The organism is Novosphingobium gossypii (genome assembly GCF_050433305.1).
In the GTDB taxonomy this organism is placed as follows: domain Bacteria; phylum Pseudomonadota; class Alphaproteobacteria; order Sphingomonadales; family Sphingomonadaceae; genus Novosphingobium; species Novosphingobium gossypii.
The window spans coordinates 61,873-83,531 of record NZ_JBNPXM010000005.1 but is presented as its reverse complement, the minus strand read 5'-3'; the positions used below and the strand labels follow the sequence as shown (position 1 = coordinate 83,531).

General features: G+C 65.5%; 21 protein-coding genes. 4 read left to right on the top strand and 17 right to left on the bottom strand.

What is annotated here, in order from left to right; genetic code table 11:
• Nucleotides 1–38: 38 nt before the first annotated feature.
• Entirely contained in the window at nt 39–1,358 is a 1,320-nt protein-coding gene (locus tag GGR40_RS11295) for a dicarboxylate/amino acid:cation symporter (protein WP_429276338.1), read from the top strand.
• Between the two features lie 36 nt (nt 1,359–1,394).
• Here GGR40_RS11295 and GGR40_RS11290 read toward each other — a convergent pair whose 3' ends face one another.
• The 3 genes from GGR40_RS11290 to dapB form a co-directional block, all read right to left on the bottom strand.
• Nucleotides 1,395–1,781, bottom strand: a complete 387-nt coding sequence (locus tag GGR40_RS11290) for a hypothetical protein (protein WP_429276337.1) — start codon at nt 1,779–1,781, stop codon at nt 1,395–1,397.
• 83 nt (nt 1,782–1,864) lie between these two features.
• Nucleotides 1,865–2,524, bottom strand: a complete 660-nt coding sequence (nth, locus tag GGR40_RS11285; RefSeq protein ID WP_429276336.1) for an endonuclease III — start codon at nt 2,522–2,524, stop codon at nt 1,865–1,867.
• On the bottom strand, nt 2,524–3,252 hold the full coding sequence (gene dapB, locus GGR40_RS11280) for a 4-hydroxy-tetrahydrodipicolinate reductase (RefSeq protein ID WP_429276335.1): 729 nt from the start codon (nt 3,250–3,252) through the stop codon (nt 2,524–2,526). The genes nth and dapB overlap by 1 nt, the downstream gene beginning before the upstream one ends.
• 95 nt (nt 3,253–3,347) lie before the next feature.
• On the opposite strand from dapB, the gene GGR40_RS11275 reads away from it, so the two are divergent.
• Complete coding sequence (locus GGR40_RS11275; protein WP_429276534.1) at nt 3,348–4,058, top strand: NAD-dependent deacylase; 711 nt, start codon at nt 3,348–3,350, stop codon at nt 4,056–4,058.
• A 19-nt stretch (nt 4,059–4,077) separates the two neighbouring features.
• Here the strand turns inward: GGR40_RS11275 and GGR40_RS11270 are convergent, their stop codons facing one another.
• The 14 genes from GGR40_RS11270 to GGR40_RS11205 form a co-directional block, all read right to left on the bottom strand.
• On the bottom strand, nt 4,078–4,845 hold the full coding sequence (locus GGR40_RS11270) for a HesA/MoeB/ThiF family protein (RefSeq protein WP_429276334.1): 768 nt from the start codon (nt 4,843–4,845) through the stop codon (nt 4,078–4,080).
• Complete coding sequence (locus tag GGR40_RS11265; protein WP_429276333.1) at nt 4,842–5,246, bottom strand: DUF983 domain-containing protein; 405 nt, start codon at nt 5,244–5,246, stop codon at nt 4,842–4,844. Before GGR40_RS11265 ends, GGR40_RS11270 begins: the two co-directional genes overlap by 4 nt.
• 69 nt (nt 5,247–5,315) lie before the next feature.
• Nucleotides 5,316–6,167, bottom strand: coding sequence for a GGDEF domain-containing protein (locus tag GGR40_RS11260; RefSeq protein WP_429276332.1), 852 nt, complete (start codon nt 6,165–6,167; stop codon nt 5,316–5,318).
• Between the two features lie 223 nt (nt 6,168–6,390).
• Nucleotides 6,391–7,827 (bottom strand): chromosomal replication initiator protein DnaA, encoded by a 1,437-nt coding sequence (dnaA, locus tag GGR40_RS11255; RefSeq protein ID WP_429276533.1) that lies wholly within the window; start codon nt 7,825–7,827, stop codon nt 6,391–6,393.
• 561 nt (nt 7,828–8,388) lie between these two features.
• On the bottom strand, nt 8,389–8,649 hold the full coding sequence (gene rpsT / locus GGR40_RS11250) for a 30S ribosomal protein S20 (RefSeq protein WP_429276331.1): 261 nt from the start codon (nt 8,647–8,649) through the stop codon (nt 8,389–8,391).
• Between the two features lie 143 nt (nt 8,650–8,792).
• Nucleotides 8,793–9,605, bottom strand: coding sequence for a bifunctional DNA-formamidopyrimidine glycosylase/DNA-(apurinic or apyrimidinic site) lyase (mutM, locus tag GGR40_RS11245; protein ID WP_429276330.1), 813 nt, complete (start codon nt 9,603–9,605; stop codon nt 8,793–8,795).
• 39 nt (nt 9,606–9,644) lie between these two features.
• The gene (gene ribA / locus GGR40_RS11240; protein WP_429276329.1) at nt 9,645–10,676 is read right to left on the bottom strand and encodes a GTP cyclohydrolase II; all 1,032 of its coding nucleotides are present in this window, start codon (nt 10,674–10,676) and stop codon (nt 9,645–9,647) included.
• A gap of 26 nt (nt 10,677–10,702) precedes the next feature.
• Nucleotides 10,703–11,491: an exodeoxyribonuclease III gene (gene xth / locus GGR40_RS11235; RefSeq protein WP_429276328.1), complete on the bottom strand. Its 789-nt coding sequence runs from the start codon at nt 11,489–11,491 to the stop codon at nt 10,703–10,705.
• A 297-nt stretch (nt 11,492–11,788) separates the two neighbouring features.
• On the bottom strand, nt 11,789–12,445 hold the full coding sequence (locus GGR40_RS11230) for a LolA family protein (RefSeq protein WP_429276327.1): 657 nt from the start codon (nt 12,443–12,445) through the stop codon (nt 11,789–11,791).
• Nucleotides 12,446–12,487: 42 nt separating this feature from the next.
• A complete protein-coding gene (rpmG, locus tag GGR40_RS11225; RefSeq protein WP_068089980.1) occupies nt 12,488–12,655 on the bottom strand; it encodes a 50S ribosomal protein L33 in 168 nt (55 codons plus the stop codon).
• A gap of 156 nt (nt 12,656–12,811) precedes the next feature.
• Nucleotides 12,812–13,600 (bottom strand): polyphosphate kinase 2, encoded by a 789-nt coding sequence (gene ppk2, locus GGR40_RS11220; RefSeq protein ID WP_429276326.1) that lies wholly within the window; start codon nt 13,598–13,600, stop codon nt 12,812–12,814.
• A 16-nt stretch (nt 13,601–13,616) separates the two neighbouring features.
• A complete protein-coding gene (locus tag GGR40_RS11215) occupies nt 13,617–14,429 on the bottom strand; it encodes an undecaprenyl-diphosphate phosphatase (protein WP_429276325.1) in 813 nt (270 codons plus the stop codon).
• A 123-nt stretch (nt 14,430–14,552) separates the two neighbouring features.
• Nucleotides 14,553–16,688: a M13 family metallopeptidase gene (locus GGR40_RS11210; RefSeq protein WP_429276324.1), complete on the bottom strand. Its 2,136-nt coding sequence runs from the start codon at nt 16,686–16,688 to the stop codon at nt 14,553–14,555.
• A 166-nt stretch (nt 16,689–16,854) separates the two neighbouring features.
• The gene (locus GGR40_RS11205; protein ID WP_429276323.1) at nt 16,855–18,699 is read right to left on the bottom strand and encodes an ABC transporter transmembrane domain-containing protein; all 1,845 of its coding nucleotides are present in this window, start codon (nt 18,697–18,699) and stop codon (nt 16,855–16,857) included.
• A 219-nt stretch (nt 18,700–18,918) separates the two neighbouring features.
• On the opposite strand from GGR40_RS11205, the gene GGR40_RS11200 reads away from it, so the two are divergent.
• Both GGR40_RS11200 and GGR40_RS11195 read left to right on the top strand, forming a co-directional pair.
• Nucleotides 18,919–20,163 (top strand): polyhydroxyalkanoate depolymerase, encoded by a 1,245-nt coding sequence (locus tag GGR40_RS11200; RefSeq protein ID WP_429276322.1) that lies wholly within the window; start codon nt 18,919–18,921, stop codon nt 20,161–20,163.
• Nucleotides 20,164–20,266: 103 nt separating this feature from the next.
• A complete protein-coding gene (locus tag GGR40_RS11195) occupies nt 20,267–21,613 on the top strand; it encodes a TldD/PmbA family protein (protein ID WP_429276321.1) in 1,347 nt (448 codons plus the stop codon).
• The last annotated feature ends 46 nt before the right edge of the window (nt 21,614–21,659 follow it).

Here is a 21,659-nt window from a genome sequence, read left to right as displayed (position 1 = left end):
GTCCACGCCATGACGCCACCATTATCAAGGGGTTCGCAATGGGCAGGCGCCTGACGCTCTACATTCTCGTCGGCATGTTTCTCGGGATCGCGGTGGGCTACGTGCTCCACGCCAGCATTCCGGCGGGCGATCCGCTGCTCAAGGAATGGGCCGGGTACTTCCGCCTGCTGCCCGACGTTTTCCTGCGGCTGATCAAGATGATCCTTGCGCCGCTGGTCTTCGCCACCATCGTCACCGGAATCGCGGGCATGGGTGACAGCGCGGCGCTGGGCCGCATCGGCGGCAAGGCGCTGGCGTGGTTCATCACCGCCAGCCTGTGCTCGCTGGGCCTTGGCCTGATCCTGGTCAACCTGTTCAAGCCGGGCGTCGGCGTCGGCCTCGACACCGCCGAGGGCGTGGGCGACCTGCAGACCGGCGAACTGACGCTGCACCACTTCATTCTGGAGATCTTCCCCGCCAGCCCGCTGGCGGCGATGGCAGAGAACAACATCCTGCAGATCCTGGTGTTCTCCGTTTTCGTCGGCGTTGGCCTGACCGCCATCGGCGAACGGGGTGCGCCGCTGGTGCGCGGGGCAGAGGCACTTTCGGAGCTGATGCTGCAGGTCACCGGCTACGTCATGCGCTTTGCCCCCTTTGCGGTGTTCGGCGCGATCGCGGCAGTGATCGGGACGCAGGGTCTTGGCATAATCGTGACCTACGGCGTGCTGGTCAGCGAGTTCTACCTGGCGATGGCGCTGCTGTGGGTGCTGCTGTTCTGCGCGGGCGGGCTGTTCCTGGGCAAGCGGGTGGTCACGCTGTTCCGCTATATCCGCGAACCGCTGCTGCTCTCGTTCTCCACCGCCTCTTCCGAAGCCAGCCTGCCCAAACTGTTCGAGCAGTTGGACCGTTTCGGTGTGCCGCGCCGCATTTCCGGCTTCATCCTGCCGCTGGGTTACAGCTTCAACCTCGACGGCTCGATGATCTACATGACTTTCGCGTCGATGTTCATCGCGCAGGCCTATGGCATCCACGTGCCGCTGTTGACCCAGATCCTGATGCTGCTGACGCTGATGGTCAGTTCCAAGGGCATCGCCGGCGTGCCGCGCGCCAGCCTTGTGGTGATCGCTGCCACCCTGACGCAGTTCGGCCTGCCGGTGGAAGGCATCGCCCTGCTGCTGGGCGTGGACACCTTCCTCGACATGGGCCGTTCGGCCACCAACGTCGTCGGCAACGCGGTGGCAACGGCGGTCATCACCCGCTCCGAAGGGATGCTCCAGCCGTTGACCGACCCCGATGCCGACGTCCCGCACGCCCCCAGCCACACCGTGGCGGACGGTCGGCGCGGGCTGAACATCGATCCGGAGCAGTACGATAACTAAGTTGTGGTCCCGGCGAAGGCCGGGGCCACGTTTGCGCTACTTCGCCAGCGTGACCGGCACGAACGGCCCCATCCCGCAGCCGCCCATGCGTTGCCACGAACCGCCGATCTGCTGCAGCGGATAGATGATGTCCTGGCTGCACAACTGTGACAGCGACGTCTCGTAAGTGAACGTCCCCGCCGCCTTCAGTCCGCTGCACCGGTTGGGCAGCGTCACCCGCCAGACCTGACTGCCTGCACCGCCGACGAAGTCGATGGTGCGGTCGTCGCGGATGCGGGTGGTGTTGAAGCGGGTCAGCCCCAGGCAGTTCACCGCCGGGCCGGTCGCCTCGGCAGCCGGAGCTACGGGGAGCGTTTCGCCCGGCCCCTGCGGCGAGCAGGCGGCAGTGGCGGCAGCGATCAGCAGGGCAGCGGCGGTTCTCATGATTTCCATACCTCTTGTCCGGCGAACGCCCGGCAGGCCCGATCGGCTCCCGGAATGTCGCCTCCATCAAGAGGACGTAGAGCCTAGGCCGCGACCTTCCTGCCGCCCTTCGCCAGCACCTTGTCCTTGAAGGCGCACAAGTCCACCACCGGGCAGCGCCAGCATTCGGGCGTGCGCGCCTTGCAGATGTAGCGGCCGTGGAGGATCAGCCAGTGGTGTGCGCCGACCCGGAAGGGTTGGGGTACTTTCTTTTCCAGCTGCTTTTCCACCGCCAGCGGGGTCTTGCCTTTGGCCAGCCCGGTGCGGTTGCCGACGCGGAAGATGTGCGTATCGACGGCAAAGGTTTCCGCCCCGAACGCGCAGTTCATCACCACGTTGGCGGTCTTGCGCCCGACGCCGGGCAATTCCACCATCGCGTCACGATCCGCCGGAACTTCGCCGCCGTAGCGGTCGACCAGAATCTGCGACAGGGCGATGACGTTCTTCGCCTTGGTGTTGAACAGGCCGATGGTCTTGATGTGCTGCTTCAGGCCTTCCTCGCCCAGCGCCACCATCTGGGCGGGGGTCTTCACCTCAGCGAACAGGGCCCGGGTGGCCTTGTTGACGCCGACGTCGGTCGCCTGCGCTGAAAGCGTGACGGCGACCAGCAACTGATAGGTATTGCCGAATTCCAGCTCCGTCTCGGGCGAGGGATTTTCCTCTGCCAGACGGCGAAAGAACTCGAAGATGTCGGCCTTCTTCATCAAAGACCGAGCACCTCGGGCATCGTGTAGCGGCCCGGCTCCTTGCCCAGCAGCCACTGTGCGGCGCGGACGGCACCCTTGGCAAAGATGCCGCGGTTCTCGGCAAGGTGCGAGAGCGACAGGCGTTCATTGTCGGCCAGGAAATGCACAGTGTGGTCGCCCGCGACGGTACCGCCGCGCAGCGCCGCGAAGCCGATCGTGCCCGCCTCGCGCCGACCGGTTATGCCGTCGCGCCCGCGCACGGCGCTGTCCGCCAGATCGACCGCCCGACCCTTCGCCGCCGCTTCGCCCAGCAGCAGCGCGGTGCCCGACGGCGCGTCAACCTTCATGCGGTGATGCGTCTCGACGATCTCGATGTCCCAGTCCTCGCCCAGACGCGCAGCGGCTTCGCGCACCAGATGCGCCAGCAGTGTGACGCCCAACGAGGTATTGCCGGTCTGCAGCACCGGAATGTGCTCCGCCGCCGAATCGATCAGCCAGTGATGGCGTTCCTCAAGCCCCGTGGTGCCGATGACGATCGGCAGTTTCGCGGCGATGGCGGCGTCCAGATTACCCTCCAGTGCGGCGGGGCTGGAAAAATCGATCAGGATGTCTGCGCCCCCGGCTACCGAGGCAACGTCGCCGCCCTTGTCGACGCCCCCCGCCAGATCCTCGCCCGCGTCCGCGATGGCCGCCGCGATCGCCTGACCCATGCGCCCCTGGCTGCCGATGATTCCGATTCGTGCCACGCTGCTGTCTCCGTCCGGGCCTCAAAGTCCTGTCGGCGTCGCATGGCGCAAAGCCGGGGCTTAGACAAGCGGTGCCCACCGGCTATGGTGGCGGCATGACCGGCATCCGCAACATCGTCATCCTCACCGGCGCGGGCATCTCCGCCGAAAGCGGCATCGACACCTTCCGCGCGGAAGGCGGCCTTTGGGAAGATCACCGGGTGGAGGACGTCGCCACGCCCGAAGCCTTCGCCCGCGACCCGGACCTTGTCCTGCGCTTCTACGACATGCGGCGCGCGGCCATCCAGACCAAGGCGCCGAACGCCGCGCATCTGGCGTTGGCCCGGCTGGACCGCGAATGGGACGGCGACCTGCTGATCGTTACGCAGAACGTTGACGACCTGCACGAACGCGCCGGGGCCACTCGCGTGCTCCACATGCACGGCGAACACCTCAACGCCTGGTGCACCGCCTGCGATGCCCGCCCGCGCTGGACCGGCCCGCTGATCGACCGCCCCGCCTGCCCCGAATGCGGCGCGGCAGCCCTGCGCCCGGACATCGTCTGGTTCGGGGAAATGCCATACCGCATGGACGAGATCTTCGCGGCGCTGGAGGAGGCGGACCTGTTCGTCTCCATCGGCACATCGGGCGCGGTCTACCCGGCGGCGGGGTTCGTGCGCAACGCCCGCGAACTTGGCATCCCGACGCTGGAGCTGAATCTGGAACCCTCTCAGGGGACGTACTGGTTCGACGAAGCGCGCCACGGCCCCGCGACCGGGTTGGTGCCGGCGTGGGTGGAGGAGATGCTGTCGCCGCCCCGAACCTGATTCGGAACGACGCGTAAGCTTAGCCGCCGCACCCCTTGCAGGCTGGATCCCTGGCGATCCGCAAAGGCCGCATCGAAGGCGCCAGTCCGTCGATCAGGTGCAGCGTGCCGAACTGCGGCTCGCCCAAAGCCGACCGGCCCGCCAGCAGCACCCGCATCGCGTGCATCGCCGCAAACGTGCCCACCATGCCTACCATCGCACCCAGAACGCCGTCGGCGGCGCAGGTATCGCAGTCCACCGCATCGAAGGCATCGCCCACGAAGCAGCGGTAGCACGCCTGCCCGTCCAGATGCCCGGCGAAGTTCGCCACCTGCCCCTGAAACCGCCCGATCGCCGCCGTGGTCAGCGGGATGCCCAGTTTCACGCAGGAATCCGACACCGTCAGCCGAGTCGCGAAGTTGTCACACCCGTCGAGTACCAGATCGGCGCCGGATAGGACGTCACGCGTGTTGTCATCCCCCAGCCTCGCGACGACGGGATCGACCTTGAGGCCAAGATCAAAACGCCGCACCCATTCGGCTGCCGCTTCCGCCTTGGGCCTGCCGACATCAGACGGCGTGTAAATCGTCTGACGCTGAAGGTTGCTGACGTCGACCACGTCATCGTCCACCAGAGTGAGACGGCCTATGCCGGCTGCGGCGAGATACTGCAGGGCAGGACTGCCGATCCCGCCGCAGCCGACCAGCACCACATGCGCCTCGCCAAGGGCCACCTGCCCGACGCCGCCCACTTCGGGCAGGACGATATGCCGCGCGAAACGCGCCAGCCTGTCAGGCGAAAGCGTCATCCCGCGCGGTTGTCCTCGGCGGGAACTTCGGGCAGGCGCTCCTTCACGAAGCCGTGCATGCCGAACCACCACTGCGTCGCGATCACGCCGCCCTTGGCCGGTTGCAACATGCCGATCATCATCGCGATCGCCAGCGGCACCACGATCGCCAGCATCCCCACCGGCCCCATCGCATAGTCCACCGACAGTGCGATGATCAACGGCGCCATCAGGTGGCCGGTGACGATCATGGCGATGTAACCGGGAAAGTCGTCGGCGCGCTGCGGCGTCAGGTCCATGGTGCAGACGGGGCAGCGTTCGCGCGGCTTCAGCCACTTGCGAAACAGCGAACCTTCGCCGCACCGCGGGCAGCGGCTGCGAACGCCGCGAAGCAGGGCAGCCGAGAACGTGGCGGGTATCATGCCGAACTGCCTAGCGCATGGGGCCGCCTGGGTGAAGAGGCCAGCATGCAACCTGGGTTCGGTCGCTCCTTACAGGCCCAACACATGCACCTGGTTGCGCCCGGCGTTCTTGGCCGCATAAAGCGCCGCGTCGGCCTGCTTCGTCGCTTCGCCAAGATGCGTGAAACCGCGCACCGAAGCCAGCCCGCAGGAGAACGTCACCGGTCGATCCTCGATGCCCAGCCGCGTGTCCAGCGCCACGGTCGCGCGCAGGCGCTCCATGACCAGCCGCGCTTCGTCGAGGTTGGTGTCGGGCAGCAGCACGGCGAACTCCTCTCCGCCCCAACGCGCGGCGATGTCGCTGCGGCGCAGATGGTCCTCGATCCGGGTCGCCAGCGACTTGAGGACGGTGTCCCCCACGGCATGGCCGAACTCGTCGTTGATGCGCTTGAAATGGTCGATGTCGATCAGCGCCAGAACCGCGTTGGTCCGGGCTCGCAGCGCCTGCTCCGCAGAATCGAGGAAACCCCGGCGATTGCGAATGCCGGTCAGCGGATCGCGCTCGGCGGCATCGGTCAGAGTCTCGATGCGGGCGGCGGTCTCGTTCGCGGCCTTGGTCACGCTGTCCAGCAGCCGTCCGACAAGGTCGGAGCCGCCTTGTGGGACGGCGTCGATGCGCTCGCCCAGTTGAATCGCCTGCAGCATCGTCGTCGCCTCGCGCACCGGCGTCAGCAGGGCGTGAATGGCGGCCATGCCCATGATCGTGCCGGCCAGCGTCGCCAGCAGCAGCGTCAGCAGGGTGCTGAATGCCCAGTGGCCCGTCGCGGCCTGAAGCACCACGCAGGCGATCAGGGGAACATGGACGGCGCCGAAGCAGAAAAACAGGATGCGTCGTTCGTAACTATGCGGAAACAGGAAAGTCGTGGCCCGGTAGAAGCGCATGGGGGGAAATGCCTCTTCTGCTAGAGTGTCAGGGATGACGCGGACGCGCCGCCTTTCCGCTTATCGGGCAGCGCCTTATCAAAAGTTAATTTCTTAATTCCCCTGTGCCTGCACTCCATCTTGCGTCCAGAAGACAAGGGGCCGGAAAGCAAATGCTTCCCGACCCCTTGTGGATAACCTTGCGAACAACGCGTGGATCGTCCGGCACGATGCCGGCAAAACCTCAGCTTTCCAGCTGGCGCAGCAGCGACCGTACGTCGCCGTCCATGTCGGCATCGCGGGTGCGCAGTTCTTCGATCAGGCGCACGGCGTGGATCACCGTCGAGTGATCGCGGCCACCGAACTTGCGACCGATTTCAGGGTAGGAGCGCGGCGTCAGCACTTTGGCAAGGTACATCGCCACCTGACGCGGGCGCACGACGGCACGGGCGCGGCGCTTGCTGCTCATTTCCGTGCGGTCGATGCGGTAGAACTGGCAGACGGTGCGCTGAATCTCGTCGATGGTGATGCGGCGGCGGTTGGCCGAAAGAATGTCGGTAAGCTGTTCTTCGGCCAGCTGCAGCGACACGGCCTGCCCGGTCAGCTGCGCATAGGCGATCAGCTTGTTAAGGCCGCCAACGAGTTCGCGCACGTTGCGGTTGATGGTCCGCGCCAGGAATTCGATGACATCGGCAGGCACTTCGATCGAGGCGAAGCGCTGCAGGCGGTTTTCCAGGATCGAACGGCGCAGTTCGATGTCGGCGGGCTGGATATCGGCGACAAGGCCCATCGACAAGCGCGACAGGAGGCGCGGCTCAACCCCGTCCAGCGCCTGAGGGGCACGGTCGGCGGCGAACACCAGCCGTTTGCCTTCCTGAAGCAGCGCATCGATCGTGTAGAGCAGTTCTTCCTGCGCGGAAGCCTTGCCGATGATGAACTGGATGTCGTCCACCAGAAGGAGGTCGAAGCCGCGCAGGCGCGCCTTGAACTCGATCATCTGGTTCTGGCGCAGCGCCTGCACGAACTCGACCATGAACCGCTCGGCAGAGCAGTAGAATATCCGGGCATGCGGGTGCGCCGCAAGGTAGGCATGGCCAATCGCGTGAAGCAGGTGCGTCTTGCCCTGCCCGGTCGCGGCCTTGAGGTACAGCGGCGAGAACTGCGGCGATTCCGTCGCAGCCATGCGCTGGGCGGCGTTGCAGGCCAGCACGTTGGACGTGCCGGTCACGAAGCTGGTGAAGGTCTGCGACGCGTCGATGCCTGCCGGACCCTGGCCGAGCGAGGCGAACGATTCGCCTGCAAGCGCGACCGAAAGCGGATCGGGTGCACCGACCGCCGAATCATTCGCAGGTGCGCTGGCGGGACGACCGTTGCCGCCGCCCAGACGCAGTTCGGGCAGCTGGCGACGACCGGGGTGCACCAGGATGCGGACGTGACGCACGTCGGGACGCGCGATCTTCCAGGCGAGCGAGAGACGATCGGCGAATCGATCGTTCACCCAGTTCGCCGAAAACTCGGTCGGCAAGTACAGGTCGAGAGTGCCGGTTTCCTTGCACCAGTTGCCGGGCTGGATCGGCTTGATCCACTGGCTGTGCGCCTGATGGCCGAGGTCCTTGCGCAGGCCCTGACTGATGTCAGCCCAGTCCGCCGCCAGATTCACGGCTTCCTGATCTTCTTCCATCGCCACTCGCACCGCCTTCGACTTCCTATTCAAGTTTGCACCTTCGACCACTGCGGTCACCGCTGCAGGATGCGCCGAGGGCTGTCCAGAAGACGTATTCGACATCGTTTCGAACCCCCTAGCCGCTATGATCCCACCGGTGCGCGGAACGGGTCGCCAGCGAGGCGCAGAGTAAAACTTCCCCCAACCGCGAACGCATGTTCCCGGCTGTTGCTTCACACTGAATCGCTGTTTCCCCGGCCAGTTCCGCAACGGCCGAGACCCCTTTTAGGAACCGGTTTGCGCCGCAGGCAAGACGGCGGTCCCCAAATAAAAAAAATTATGAAGGTTGACTCAACCGGAGTGCCCAAAATCCGTAGTCAAAGTGTAATTTGATTTAAATTCAAGGACTTGCGCAATGCAGCACTCCGAATCGCAGCTTTTACGCGAGTTTAACCCAGAGCATGCTGCAATGCGGCACAAACAAGAACGGAGCCGGGATCTGGCGACCCCGGCTCCGTTCTTGTTTCGTCCTGATCCAGCCGATCCGGTGCTATCCCGGAACGCGAATCAACCCTCGAATCAGAGGGCGGAGACGCGCTTGGTCAGACGCGACATCTTGCGCGCTGCAGTGTTCTTGTGGAGCACGCCACGCGCAACACCACGGGCCAGCTCGGGCTGTGCAGCCTTGAGCGCCTCGGCAGCGGCATCCTTGTCGCCACCGGCCAGGGCGGTCTCGACCTTCTTCAGGAAGGTGCGAATGCGGCTGACGCGGTTGGTGTTGATCTCTGCACGGCGCTCGTTGCGACGGATGCGCTTGCGGGCTTGCGGCGTATTGGCCATCGATATTCCTCTGTCTGGGCGGCCAACACGGTGAGCGGCCCCAATTGCCTAACGAATCTATTCGGCGAACGGACTCGCCGGAAAGCGCGCCCCTTACAGTTCGAGCCGCCTTGCGTCAACCCGATGGAACCGTGCGAAAGCGCCTATTTCTGGCACTTGCGGCACCAGAACGTGCTCCTGCCGCCCTGCACGAAGCGTTGCACCAGCGCACCGCAGGAACAGGCGCCGCCCTCGCGCCCATAGACCCGCCACGATGCCGCGAAGTAACCCAGTTCGCCGTTGGGCTGGGCATAGTCCTTGATGGTGGAGCCGCCCGCCGCGATCGATTCGCCCAGCACCTCCTTGATCGCCGGCACCAGCCGGGTCAGCGCGGGCAGGCTGACCCGGCCCGCTTCCTTGTCCGGCCGGATGCCCGACCGGAACAGCGCCTCGCACACGTAGATGTTGCCCAGCCCCGCCACGATCGTCTGATCCAGCAGCATCTGCTTGACCGGTGCGATCCGCCCGGCGAACGCCTTGCGCAGGTGCGCAGGGGTGAGATCGTTGCCCAGCGGCTCCGGCCCCAGCGCGGCGAAAGCCCCCCATTCGTCGAGGCCTGCCGTAGGCACCAGATCGACCGAACCGAACCGCCGCGCGTCGTTGAGCGCCAGAACATGGCCGGACCCGGTTTCCAGCACCAGATGATCGTGCTTGTCCGGCGTCTCCGGCTCGATCCGCCAACGCCCGGACATACCGAGGTGAAACACCATGGTCTGGTCACGGTCGGTATGGATCAGCCCGTACTTGGCGCGACGGCCAAGCCCGGTCACCCGCGCGCCCGTCAGCACCTGCACCAGATCGGGCGGGAACGGACGGCGCAAGTCGGCACGGTTCAGCGTCACCCGCGCGATCCGCTCTCCATCGAGAAAGCGTTCCAAGCCGCGCACGGTGGTTTCGACTTCAGGAAGTTCAGGCATGGGGCGATAGATAGGCGCTCAGGCCCCACCATCCAAGCGTCAGAGGATGTGCCCCGTCCGGTCGCGCTTTGTTTCGAGGTAGCGGGCGTTGTGCGGGTTGGGCGGCAGCTTGTGCGGCACCCGTTCCACCACTTCTACGCCGACATGCTGCAGGGCGGCGACCTTGGCGGGATTGTTGGTCATCAGCCGAATCGCCCGTACGCCCAGCAGTTCGAGCATCCGCGCCGCCACCGGAAAGTCGCGCGCTTCGGTGGGCAGGCCCAGGCGGTTGTTGGCGTCGACGGTATCGAAGCCCGCATCCTGCAGGCTATAGGCGCGCAGCTTGTTGACGAGACCGATGCCTCGCCCTTCCTGCCGCAGGTAGAGCAGCACGCCCCAGCCGCCCTGCGCGGCTTCTTCCGCCATGGCCCGCAGGGCGGCGTTCAGTTGCGGCCCGCAGTCGCATTTCAGGCTGCCGAGGATGTCGCCGGTCAGGCATTCGGAATGGAGGCGCACCAGCGGCGGACGCGCGCCGTCCTGCGTGCCGATGACCAGCGCCACATGTTCGCGCAAGTCGTCGAGCGCACGGAACGCGACGATCTCGGCATTCTCCGCCGCTTCCACCGGAAGCCGGGCGCGGGACGCCACGCGCAAGTGGCGGGTGTCTTTCCACTCGGCAAGGTCGGCGGCGGAAACCTCCTGAAGCTCTTCATCGATCCCCGGCAGGACGAGGAAAGCAGGCAGGATACCTGCCAGCCGCGCCAGTTCCATCGCCGTGCGCGCCGATTCGCCGTCCGTGATCGGCTCTGCGGCAAACGGACCCTTCATCGGATAGGCAAGGTCCAGCGCCGGGTCGGCCACGGCGCGGGCGGTGTCGAGGTCGAAGGGTTCGGCCGCGCGAATCAGGACCGGCGCCTCGGGCACCGCTGCTTCGCGCTGGTTGGCCAGCTTCAGCGTCACCGCGCGGGCCGCGGAGATCAGCATGCGCGGCGCGGCGACGCCGTCGGCAAAGGCGGTCTCCGCAGGGAGCAGGATCTGCCCGGCGATCCCGACCGGCCAGCCATGGCGCAGCGCATCGAGCGCCAGCGCCACGCGGCGCGTGGAAGCGCGCGGCTGGCTCAGAGTTCGAACTCTGTCACGAGCGGGATGTGATCGCTGGGCTGCTCCCAGCGGCGCGTTTCCTCGACGAAGTGATGGCCGCGTGCCTGCGGCGCAAGGTCCGGCGAGGCCCACATGTGGTCGAGACGGCGGCCCTGGTCCTTCTGGCGCCAGTAGCTGCGGTAGGACCACCAGGAATAGTTGCGCTCCGGCGCCGGGATGAACCGTCGCCCCAGATCGTCGAAGCCCGCGGCGTCCTGCAGGCGCTTCAGCGTCTCCACTTCGATCGGGGTGTGGCTGACGACCTTGAGCAGCGCCTTGTGATCGTAGACGTCCGATTCGAGCGGGGCGATATTGAAGTCGCCAACGATCAGGGTGGGACGCTCGATCCGGTCGGCCCAGCGGGTCATGCGTTCGAGGAAGTCCAGCTTCTGTCCGAACTTGGGGTTCACGTCCCGGTCCGCGACGTCGCCGCCCGCCGGGATATAGACGTTCTCCAGGATCATGCCCTGCCCCGGCCCCAGCAGTTCGACACCGATGTGCCGCGCCTCGCCGTTATCCTGCCAGTCATGCTTCGAGAAATCGCGGAACGGCACTTTGGATACAGTGGCGACGCCGTGATAGCCCTTCTGCCCGTGGATCGCGCGGTGGGTATAGCCCAGTCGCTCGAACATCTCGTGCGGGAAGAGCGGCTCGGCGACCTTGATCTCCTGCAGGCACAGGACGTCCGGAGCCTGCTCGGTCAGGAACCGCTCGACCTGGTCGATGCGCAGGCGGACGGAGTTGATGTTCCAGGTGGCGATCTTCATGGCGCAGGCTTTAGGCATCGCGCCCACGAATTGCCAGAGGGCGCCGGACCGGCTCCCTATCCGAGCAACAGAAAACCCTCGAGCCGGGGGCAGAGGCTCGAGGGTTCCTGTAAGCGTTCGTCACGCTAGTATCAGAGCGGTCACTCAGGAGGCGCGGGCAACAGGGGGGAAACCCGCCTCAAACCGTTCTGACACTCCCTATGTAGGTATCCGCGCCTGACTGCCAAGTGAACGAAGTTCAAAAAACTGTCGCAGTCTGTCGCTGTAGCTACACGCTCCGCGCCGAAGCGCCCTTCGTCATCGACGGTTGCGTGGGCGGGGATCGACCCAGCGAAAATCGTTGTCGGTGACGGGCACGCCATAGCGCTGGTTAGACAGGCTGATGGTGGTGCGCTTGTTCTGCGAATCGAGCGAGACCCAGTACGTCAACTCAAGCCCGCCGGGCGCCGATGCCTTGCGGGTGAAGATCAGGGTAATGACGCCGTATTCCGGGTGCGAACGGTCGCGCACTTCGATGCTGACGACGTTGGGGTTGCCGGTCTGAAGCAGCTTGCCGAACTTCGCGACATCGCGCGTGGGATCGAGCAGCGCGCCAAGCGGGCTGTTCTTGATGGGCCAGCGTTGCACCTGCCGCACTTCGTAATCGACGAAGTTCAACGCCTTGCCATCTCCGACGATCAGCATCTTGGCGCTCGGCTGGTACTGGAAGCGAATCTTGCCGGGATTCTTCATCGTCAGGACGCCGCTGACAGTCTGGCCCGAGCGGTCGGTCTGGACGAAGTCCGCCTTCAACGTGTCGATGCCACGAAGCGCCGCCACTGCCTGGTCCAGCAGCTTGGCCTCTTCGCCCGCGGCGGCGACGGCATGCGTCGGCGCGAGCACGGCAGGAACGGAAAGCGCGGCCAAAGCGGCCGCGCTGACACAGGATCGAAAGGTCTTTTTCACGTGGTTCATGGCTTTCCCGTTGGGTCCACAGCCTTGAACCGACCGTGAACCTTACTTGATCTTGGCTTCCTTGAACTCGACGTGCTTGCGCACGACGGGATCGTACTTCTTGAAGACGAACTTCTCGGTCGTGTTCCGGGGATTCTTCTTCGTGACGTAGAAAAAGCCGGTGTCGGCGGTCGAGACAAGACGGATCTTGACGGTTGCGGGCTTCGCCATGGCGGTATCCTGTACTTTCTAAGTTGCAGCCGCCCTGGCAGGCCGGCGTTACGACATATCATAAAGGGGCGAAGCCGAGGCGCCGCCCTTCAAGGTTGCGCCCCTTGCTGGATTGCCCCCGCAAAGTCAAGGGGAGGCCGCCGATTCGCTTGGCCGTCAGGCCAGCGGAAACGACCGGATGGGCTCCAGAACGCCGAATTTTTCGCGCTTCGGTTCGCCTTCCAGCGGCGGCAGGTCCAGTTCAGGGGCATCGACCATGGTATCGGGCAAGCGGTCGAGCAGGTCGCGAATCAGGGTCAGCCTTCCCCGCCGCTGGTCGTTGAAATCCACCAGCGTCCATGGCGCGTGGGCGGTATGCGTGACCTCCAGCATGGCCTCGCGGGCCAGCGTGTAGTCGGCATACTTCTCGCGCGCGGCGACATCGACGGGCGACAGCTTCCAGCGCTTGAGCGGGTCTTCCAGCCGTTCGTGCAGGCGCTCCTCCTGCTTGTCCTGATCGCACGTCAGCCAGTACTTGAAGAGCAGGATGCCATCGTCGACCAGCATCTTCTCGAACGTCGGGGTCTGCCGCAGGAAGGCTTCGACTTCGGCCTGCGTGGCATAGCCCATCACCCGCTCCACGCCCGCGCGGTTGTACCAGGATCGGTCGAACAGCACGATCTCGCCGCGGGCGGGCAGCTGATCGACGTAGCGCTGGAAGTACCACTCGCCCTTTTCGCGGTCGCTGGGTGCGGCAAGCGCCACGGTGCGGCACTGGCGCGGGTTGAGCTGGCCTGAAACGGCCTTGATGGCGCCGCCCTTCCCCGCCGTGTCGCGCCCTTCGAACAGGACCACGATGCGCGCGCCGGTCTTCTGCGCCCAGCGCGCCATCCCGACAAGATCCTGCTCCATCGGTTCGAGGAGCCTCTCGTAATCCTTGCGGCCGAGTTTCTCCTCTTTGCTCATGCTTGAAATCCCTGTTTCAGACCTGCGACAGCAGGAACAGCGCCAGCGCACCGGCGACGATGCGATACCACGCGAAAGGTGCGAAGCCGGACTTGCTGACGAAAGCCATGAAGGCCTTGATCACGACCAGCGCCACGACGAACGACACAACGAAGCCGACGGCGATCTCGTTCCAGCCGACCGGCCCGGCGCCCGCCATCAGTTCCTCGTGATGCTTGAGCAGTTCCAGCGTGGTCGCACCGATCATCGTCGGCACGGCCAGAAAAAAGCTGAACTCCGCCGCCGTGCAGCGCTCAACGCCCATCGACAGCGCGCCCATGATCGTCGCGCCCGAGCGGCTGACACCCGGTATCATTGCCAGGCACTGGGCAAAGCCCACGCCAATGCACTTGGACGCCGGCAGTTCGGCGACGCCGGTAAGCGGACCGGGCTTGGCCACCTTCTCGATCCCCAGGATGGCAATGCCGCCGATGATCAGCGCCCAGGCGACTACGGCGGGTTCGCCCAGCAGCCCTTCGATCCAGTTGTTGAACAGCAGCCCCAGCACCGCCGAAGGGATGAAGGCGAGCAGCACGTTGCGCACGAAGCGGATCGAAGTGGGGTTGAGCTTGAGCAGCCCCATGCCCACCGCCCAGAACGTGCGCCAGAACTGCACGATGACCGCCAGGATCGCGCCCAGCTGGATGACGATGTTAAAGGTCGCCCACTGGCTCGAATCGTAGCCGAACAACCGGGTGGCAAGAATGAGATGGCCGGTCGAGGAGACGGGCAGGAACTCGGTGAGGCCCTCGACAATGCCGAGGAGGATCGCGGTTAGGGTAAGGTCCATGGGCACGAGGTCATGCCGCACGGGGCTGGCAAGTCAACCGGGGACGTGCCGCGCTGCGGAATTTACGGGTGGGCAGAGGACCAGCATCCTCCCCGAGACAGGCCCGGGGAGGAATTGGCGGCCTTACCAGATCCGCACGCGGTCCTTCGGCGCAAGGTACAGCTTCTCGCCGGGCTTCACGTTGAACGCCTTGTACCACTCGTCGAAGTTACGGACGATGCCGTTGATGCGGTATTGCGGCGGCGAGTGCGGATCGGTGACGAGGAACTGGCGCGCCTGCTCCTCACGCACCTTGGAGCGCCACACCTGCGCCCAGCCCATGAAGAAACGCTGGTCGCCGGTGAATCCGTCGATCACCGGCGCAGGCTTGCCGTTCAGCGACAGCTTGTAGGCGCGGTAGGCAAGGCTGAGGCCGCCGAGATCGCCGATGTTCTCACCCATCGTCAGCTTGCCGTTCACGCAGGTCTTGCCGTCGTCGAACGGGCACAGGGCATCGTACTGCGCGGCCAGCTTGGCCTGCAGCTTCTGGAACGCAGCCTGATCGGCGGGTGTCCACCAGTCACGCAGGTTGCCGGCACCGTCGTACTTGGCGCCCTGATCGTCGAAGCCGTGGCTCATTTCATGGCCAATAACCGCGCCGATGCCGCCATAGTTCACTGCCGGATCGGCAGAGAGGTTGAAGAACGGCGGCTGCAGGATCGCGGCGGGGAAGACGATCTCGTTCATGCCGGGGTTGTAGTAGGCGTTCACCGTCTCGGGCAGCATGCCCCATTCGGTGCGGTCCACCGGGCCGCCGATACGGTTCATGTCGAACGCGGTCTGCCACTTGCCCGCAGCGATGCCGTTGGCCAGCGGATCGGTGGCCGAGAAGGTCAGGCCCTGATAGGTCTTGAAGACATCGGGCTGGCCGATCTTGGGCGTGAATGCGTCGAGCTTTTCCTCCGCCTTTTCGCGGGTGACCGGGCTCATCCACGACAGATCCTTGAGGTTGGCGGCCATCGCCTTGCGCAGGTTGGCGACCAGTTCGGTCATCGCCGCCTTCTGCGCAGGGGGGAAGTACTTCGCCGCATAGAGCTTGCCGACCAGTTCGCCGGCCATGCCCTCCACTGCGTCGATTCCACGCTTCCAGCGGGGGCGCTGCTCGGGCTGGCCGCTGAGCGTCTTTCCGTAGAAATCGAAGGTGGCGGCGTCGATGTCGCTCGGCAGCACCGAGGCATTGTCACGCAGGAAATGCGCGGCAAGGTAGGCCTGCCAGGTCGCGACCGGAGTGCTTTGGATCAGCTTGACCACGGCGGGCATGCCCGGGCCGAACTGCGTGCCGGCCTTGGCGGGATCGATCCCGGCGGCCTTGAACTCCTCAGCCGTGGGCGGCATTTCGCCGATCAGCACGTAGCTGGCCTTGTCCGCGCCGACGGCGGAGAGGAACGCCTTGACGACGCCCGGTGATCCCATCGCCGCGAACTCGGCAACCGGCACCTTGTTGTAGGTGAGGTCGGGGTTGCGCGCGGCGGCGCGGTCCCAGTCTGCCTTGGCAAGCTCGGTTTCAAGCGCGAGCACCGCTGCGGCGGACGCAGCCGGATCGGCGTACCCGGCCTTGCCGAGCACGAACGTCAGATAGGCCTTGTACTTGTCGCGCAGGGCCACCGAGCGCGCATCGGTCTTCAGATAATAATCGCGATCCGGCAGGCCCATGCCGGTGATGTTGGCGTTGAGCGCATAGATGTCGCTCTGCTTGTCATCCGCGCCGACATAGAGGCCGATCGGCGAGGCATAGCCCGGCTTGCCGAACAGTGTCGCGAGATCGGCAGGCGTCTTCGCCGCCTTGATCGCGTCAAGGTACGGGCGCGCCGGAGCAAGTCCCGCCTTGTTGATCGCATCGACGTCCATGAACGCCTTGTAGGCCGCGGCGATGCGCGCGCCGTCCGAGCCGGGGGCCGGGTTCGCGGCGACCAGTTCGTCGAGGATGCCGTGGACGCGGTTTTCCGAAAGGTCGCTCAGTTCGATGAACGAGCCCCAGCGGGTCCGGTCGGCGGGGAGGACAGCGGTCTTGTTCCACTCACCGTTGACGTAGGCGTCGAAATCGTCGCCCGGCTTGACCGACCTGTCGATCCACTGGGTCTGGACGCCGAACTTGCCCCAGTCTGCAGACGGCGCGAGGGCGGGCTTTGTTGCAGCGTCCTGCGAAATGGCGGGGACGGCGATGGCGAGAACGGAAAGTGCCGCGCTCGCAAGGAGCGCTTTACCGGCAAAGCGAAGCATGTCGTGACCTTTTCGGACGGGGGCGACAGATGTTTGGATCGGGCCGGAACAGCCCGCGATGCCGGGTAACTTAGTTACACGCGCGCGCAACGCCAGCGAAAAAACATCCACGAACGGAGCGGAACCTGAGCCGTTCCGAACTTGACTTGCCAACCGCGGGCGCTGGCTAGCCGAGCGGCATGATCGAAGGGTGGTCGAACTGCAGCGCGGCCAGCCGCGCGTAAAGGCCGCCTGCGCGGCTGAGCGCGTCATGCGTGCCCTGCTCCACGATGCGCCCGCCGTCCATCACGATGATGCGGTCGGCCTTGCGCACGGTGGCGAGGCGGTGGGCGATGACCAGCGTGGTGCGCCGGGCCATCAGCGTTTCGACCGCGTCCTGCACCAGCCGCTCGCTTTCGGCGTCCAGCGCGCTGGTGGCTTCGTCCAGCAGCAGGATCGGGGCATCGCGCAGCAGCGCGCGCGCGATGGCTATGCGCTGGCGCTGGCCGCCCGAAAGGCGCGCGCCGTCTTCACCCAGGAAGGTGTCCAGCCCCTGTGGCAATGCGCGCAGGAAGCCTTCGGCATTGGCGGCGCGCGCCGCCTGCCAGATCGCGTCGTCGCTGGCATCCCAGTTGCCGTAGCGCAGGTTGTCGCGCGCCGAGGCGGCGAACAGCACGCCTTCCTGCGGGACCAGCGCGATGCGGGCGCGGATCTCGGCAGGGTCGGCGGAAACGAGAGGCACGCCGTCAATCTTGATGGCGCCGCCCTGCGGATCGTAAAACCGCTCCGCCAGCTGGAAAAGGGTGGATTTGCCGGCACCTGATGGGCCGACGATGGCCACCGTCTCGCCCGGTTCCACGGTCAGGCTGAAGTCGTGCAGCGCGGGCAGCTCCGGACGTGAAGGATAGCGGAAGGTGACCCGTTCGAACGCCAGCTTGCCCCGCGCCGGGCTGGGCAGCACCAGCGGCCGTGCCGGGGGAGCGATGGCGGGATGTTCGTTCAGCAGTTCGGCAAGACGGCTGGCGGCGCCTGCACCGCGCACAAGGTCGCCGTAGACTTCGGTCAGCGAACTGAACGCGCCTGCGACGATGCCCGCCGTCACCACGAAGGCGGCAATGGTGCCGCCGGTGATGGTGCCTTCCGCCACGCCGATCGCGCCGCGCCACATGATCGTGACGACCGCGCCCAGCACCAGGAACATGATCACCGCCGTCATCACTGCCCGGATGAGGATGCGGTGCCTTCCGGTATCGAACGTGCGCTCCACCGCGGCGGAAAAGCGGCTTTGTTCGCGCCCTTCCTGATTGAACGCCTGCACGACCTTGAGCGCGCCCAGAACTTCGGCGGTCAGCGCGCCGATGTCGGCCACGCGGTCCTGGCTGGAGCGCGAAACGGCCCGCAGCTTGCGCCCGAAAGCGGCGATCGGCAGGACCACTACGGGAATAGCGACGATCAGCCACGCCGTCAGCCCCGGCTCCAGCGCGAAGAGATAAAGCACGCCGCCCAGCGCCATGATGATGTTGCGCAAGGCCACGGAGACGGTCGTGCCGACGATCTGCTCGATGATGGCGGTGTCGGCCGTCATGCGCGAGGAGATTTCCTTGGGGCTATTCTCCTCGAAGAAGCTCGGCGCAAGGGTCAGCAAATGGCGCTGCACCCGTAGCCGCACGTCGCCGACGACGCGCTCTCCCAGCCATGACACCGAATAGAACCGGATGGCGGTCGCGATCGCCAGCACCACCACCACGCCCAGCAGCATCAGGAACCACGACCGGATCGCAGCCGGGTCTGCCCCTTGCGCAAAACCCTGGTCCACGATCTGCCGGAATCCGTAGGGGATCGCCAGCGTCGAGGTCGCCGTGGTAACCAGCGCCAGCCCCGCCGTGGCCATGCGGCCTGGATACTTGAGCATTTCGCGCCAGACCATGCGCAACGGGCCCAGACTGCGGCGCTGCCGCTTCGGCCCATCGGCCACCGCACCGTCAGTCACGGTATCCGCTGCGGGAGGATTGCCTTGCGTCCCTTGATCCATGCCGCGCGCCTTACAGGCTTGCGGAGCGTAGGAAAAGGCTTCCTTGGTGCCATGGACACACTGTCCATTTCGCGACGAACGGAGCCTGTGGTGCGAAGATCGCATGCCTGAAATCGGAAATGCCGCGTTGCAACAGTAACACCGGGTTTTCATAATCCTGTTATAAGGACCGCCGTTAAAGGCCCCGGCGACCAGTCCGGTCAGGTCAGGAGAAACGACTTGCTCTACAATGCCTACGAATTGCAGCGCGCCATGCTCAGCAGCGCCGCCGCATGGGCTTCGGTCGGTGCGGAACTGCTGACCAACCCCTCGCTACCGTTCGGTTATTCGGGCGTCGGGCCGATCATGGCCTCGGCGCTGGATGTCTTCGCACATGCGGCAAGCCCGCGCGGCAAACCCGCTTTCGACATCGAGACTACGACCGTGGGCGGCAAGATTCACCCGGTCACCGAATCGATCGTGCTGCACAAGCCCTTTGGCAACCTCCTGCGCTTCACGCATCCGGGCCTTGCCGCCGACGCGCCAAAGCTGCTGATCGTCGCGCCGATGAGCGGGCACTATGCCACCCTGCTACGCGGTACCGTGGCGCGCATGCTGGAAAGCGCAGAGGTCTACATCACCGACTGGGCCGACGCGAAGATGGTGCCCAAGAGCGCGGGCCACTTCGACCTCGACGATTACATCGACTACGTGATCGCCTTCCTCGAACACATCGGCCCCGGCACCCATGTGCTGGCGGTGTGTCAGCCTTCGGTCCCGGCCTATGCGGCAACGGCGATCATGGGCGCGAAGGAGCACCCCTGCCGCCCCGCCACGCTCACCATGATGGGCGGCCCGATCGACACGCGCGAAGCGCCCACCAGCGTCAACGACGTGGCGATCCAGCAGCCGCTGGCCTGGTTCGAGCAGAACGTCATCGCCACCGTACCGATGACCTATCCGGGCGGCGGGCGGCGGGTCTATCCCGGCTTCCTGCAGCTTACCGGCTTCATGGCGATGAATCTGAACGCGCACATGATGAGCCACTATGCCATGTTCAAGCACATGGTTTCCGGCGATGGCGACAGCGCCGACGCGACCAAGCGCTTCTACGACGAATACCGGGCGGTCTGCGACATGACCGCCGACTTCTACCTCCAGACGGTGGAACACGTGTTCCAGAAGCACTCCCTGCCCAAGGGCGAATTCGTCCATCGCGGCGAGCGCATCGACCTTGCCGGCATCCGCGACACTGCGCTGCTTGCCGTCGAGGGTGAGAACGACGATATTTCCGGCATCGGCCAGACCCGCGCGGCATTGCATCTGGCAAGCCACTTGCCGGAAGACCGCAAGAAGTATTACCTCGCCGAAAGCGTCGGCCACTACGGCATCTTCAACGGAAGCAAGTGGCGCACGCGAATCGCGCCGGTTCTTGAGGACTGGATCGCGCAGCACCGGCGCAAGCCGCTGAAAGTCGTAGCCTGACAGGGCACACACGGCGCTGCGGGTCCGGCATTCCATCGAGGGATCGGTGATTGCTTAAGGCCCGCACGTCGTCGTGCGCGGCGGTCAGGAGTTTACAGGAACAATGCTCAGTCCGGATCAGGCAAGGGATCGCGCCCTTGACTTGGCGGAGCGCGCCCGCCGCGCTGGTGCCGATACTGCCGATGCGGTCTATGGTGCCAGTTCATCCGAAGGCATTCAGGTTCGCCTCGGCAAGCTGGAGGATGTGGAGCGTTCCGAGAGCGAGCATATCGCGCTGCGCGTCTTCATCGGCAGGCGTTCGGCCAGCATCGGCTCATCCGACCTCACGCCTGCCGCGCTGGACGAACTGGCCGCCCGTGCCATCGACATGGCTAGCGCCGCGCCGGAAGACGCTTATGCAGGCCTTGCTCCGCAAGAACTGCTGACGCGCGGCCCCTGGCCCGAACTCGACCTGATCGACGCGCACGAACCCTCGCCCGAAGCCCTGCGCGAAGCGGCGCTTGAGGCAGAAGATGCCGCCCGCGCCATCGCTGGCGTCACCAATTCCGATGGTGGCTCCGCCAGCTTCGGCAACGGAGTCTTCGCGCTCGCCACCAGCCACGGGTTTTCAGGCGCCTACGGTTCCACCAGCCATTCGCTGAGCGCCTCGGTCGTCGGTGGAGAGGGTTCGGACAAGCAGCGCGACAATGCCTGGCGCAGCGCCCATCATCACGCCGACTTGCCCTCTCCCGCCGAGATCGGGCGCCTTGCCGGGGAGCGCACCGTCGCCAAGCTCGGCTCCGGCAAGCTGAAAAGCGGCGCAATGCCGGTGATCTTCGATCCGCGCGTGTCCAGCACGCTGGTCGGCCACCTGCTGGGCGCGATCACCGGCAGCGCCATCACCCGCCGCTCCAGCTTCCTGCTGGAAAAGCTGGGGGAGCAGATCTTCGCCCCCGGCATCGTCATCTCCGACGATCCCCACGTCCGGCGCGGCCTGCGCTCGCGTCCGTTCGACGGCGAAGGGCTGGCGACCTCGGCCCGCAACATCGTCGAGGATGGCCGCCTGACCGGCTGGCTGCTCGATTCGGCCTCGGCCCGTCAGCTGAACCTGATGCCCACCGGCCATGCGGCGCGTAACGGCGGCGGTGCGCCGGGCGTATCCACTGGCAACGTCCACCTTGCTGCGGGCGCCCTCTCCCCGGCAGAGTTGATGGCTGATGTCACTGACGGCGTCTACGTGACCGAGCTTATCGGGCAGGGCGTGAACGGCGTTACAGGCGACTATAGTCGGGGCGCTGCGGGCTTCCGCATCGTCAACGGCGAACTGGCCGGACCTGTGTCGGAATTTACGGTGGCCGGCAATCTCCTGCGCATGTTCGCGGCCCTGACGCCCGCCAGCGACCTTGAATGGCATCGCGCGATAAACGTGCCGACCTTGCGCATCGATGGAATGACAGTCGCGGGCGACTGACGACCCTTACTGACGATGCTTGTCGTTCACGCGCGACCTCGTTATT

Excerpts from the sequence above, each read along its gene's own strand:
- GGR40_RS11295 (WP_429276338.1), top strand. The coding sequence starts at position 39 with ATGGGCAGGCGCCTGACGCTCTACATTCTCGTCGGCATGTTTCTCGGG.
- GGR40_RS11290 (WP_429276337.1), bottom strand. The coding sequence starts at position 1,781 with ATGAGAACCGCCGCTGCCCTGCTGATCGCTGCCGCCACTGCCGCCTGC.
- nth (WP_429276336.1), bottom strand. The coding sequence starts at position 2,524 with ATGAAGAAGGCCGACATCTTCGAGTTCTTTCGCCGTCTGGCAGAGGAA.
- GGR40_RS11275 (WP_429276534.1), top strand. The coding sequence starts at position 3,348 with ATGACCGGCATCCGCAACATCGTCATCCTCACCGGCGCGGGCATCTCC.
- GGR40_RS11270 (WP_429276334.1), bottom strand. The coding sequence starts at position 4,845 with ATGACGCTTTCGCCTGACAGGCTGGCGCGTTTCGCGCGGCATATCGTC.
- GGR40_RS11265 (WP_429276333.1), bottom strand. The coding sequence starts at position 5,246 with ATGATACCCGCCACGTTCTCGGCTGCCCTGCTTCGCGGCGTTCGCAGC.
- GGR40_RS11260 (WP_429276332.1), bottom strand. The coding sequence starts at position 6,167 with ATGCGCTTCTACCGGGCCACGACTTTCCTGTTTCCGCATAGTTACGAA.
- dnaA (WP_429276533.1), bottom strand. The coding sequence starts at position 7,827 with ATGGAAGAAGATCAGGAAGCCGTGAATCTGGCGGCGGACTGGGCTGAC.
- rpsT (WP_429276331.1), bottom strand. The coding sequence starts at position 8,649 with ATGGCCAATACGCCGCAAGCCCGCAAGCGCATCCGTCGCAACGAGCGC.
- mutM (WP_429276330.1), bottom strand. The coding sequence starts at position 9,605 with ATGCCTGAACTTCCTGAAGTCGAAACCACCGTGCGCGGCTTGGAACGC.
- xth (WP_429276328.1), bottom strand. The coding sequence starts at position 11,491 with ATGAAGATCGCCACCTGGAACATCAACTCCGTCCGCCTGCGCATCGAC.
- GGR40_RS11230 (WP_429276327.1), bottom strand. The coding sequence starts at position 12,445 with ATGAACCACGTGAAAAAGACCTTTCGATCCTGTGTCAGCGCGGCCGCT.
- rpmG (WP_068089980.1), bottom strand. The coding sequence starts at position 12,655 with ATGGCGAAGCCCGCAACCGTCAAGATCCGTCTTGTCTCGACCGCCGAC.
- ppk2 (WP_429276326.1), bottom strand. The coding sequence starts at position 13,600 with ATGAGCAAAGAGGAGAAACTCGGCCGCAAGGATTACGAGAGGCTCCTC.
- GGR40_RS11215 (WP_429276325.1), bottom strand. The coding sequence starts at position 14,429 with ATGGACCTTACCCTAACCGCGATCCTCCTCGGCATTGTCGAGGGCCTC.
- GGR40_RS11210 (WP_429276324.1), bottom strand. The coding sequence starts at position 16,688 with ATGCTTCGCTTTGCCGGTAAAGCGCTCCTTGCGAGCGCGGCACTTTCC.
- GGR40_RS11205 (WP_429276323.1), bottom strand. The coding sequence starts at position 18,699 with ATGGATCAAGGGACGCAAGGCAATCCTCCCGCAGCGGATACCGTGACT.
- GGR40_RS11195 (WP_429276321.1), top strand. The coding sequence starts at position 20,267 with ATGCTCAGTCCGGATCAGGCAAGGGATCGCGCCCTTGACTTGGCGGAG.